The organism is Treponema endosymbiont of Eucomonympha sp., from assembly GCF_001028545.1.
Window position 1 is genome coordinate 1 of record NZ_BBPW01000275.1, and the last position, 834, is coordinate 834.

Below are 834 nucleotides of genomic sequence, written 5' to 3' on the forward strand. Positions count from 1 at the left end.
GTCAATACCTATAGTTCATTGCGCTTTGCTTGTCAGCGGGTTCGGTATCGTTCTTGCCCGCCCGTGCGCTGCGGACATTCGCCGCCAAGCCTGCCTGTGTTCCTCGCGGGCTGTGTTCATAAGCACCCACGCGGGCTGTCTGCATATGCTACCACGCGGGCTGTTATCCAGCCGTGCTGTACGGGTGTACGGTATACGCCAACCGTACCATTTTTTGCCCTCATGCGCTGTCATGGTGTATTTGTGTATTTTTAGACCCTGATTTGTATTATTTTTCCTATACGCGCGTATAGAGAAAATAAGTCAAAATAGCCTTTGAAAATACACAAATACACTCCCTGTCATTGTTTTAGCCGCAATCTTTCAAAGACACGGGCATGTCCGCTCCCTTCTTTCATAGAAAAACCGCCGTCTTGCAAGGCTTTGAAAAAAACTTGCTTGCCTACCGGTCGCGCCCCGCTTTTTTTGCACCACTCCGTGTATGCCGGAGAATAAATGTCCTTCCCCGGCACACGCTCGCCGTCCGCAACCTCGCAGCACTCATTTACGAATTCAAGCGCGATATTCTGGCTTTCTGTGTACGCCTTGCTCTCGCGGTCAACGGCACTGCATGGCGGGAAGCGCGGCTGGTTCTCCGCGTCCGCCTGATACCATGCTTTCGCTTCTTGAATGAGCCGGTTCAAAACCTGCGGGGCTTCGGCGGCAAGCCGCGCTTCAAGTCCGTAGTCCGGCTTTTCAACATGAGCGTTGAACGGGACGCAGCGCACGCGGCGGTCTACCGCCTTGCCTGTTTCGTTCAGTCGTAACTGGGTATTGCTTGAATAAATCAGCTTT

1 protein-coding gene is annotated in these 834 nt (G+C 52.9%); it reads right to left on the reverse strand.

Annotated elements, in window-relative coordinates:
* Positions 1 to 341: 341 nt before the first annotated feature.
* The coding region (locus tag AWU74_RS06495; protein WP_202966420.1) for a primase-like DNA-binding domain-containing protein at positions 342 to 834 on the reverse strand (493 nt) is incomplete at its 5' end.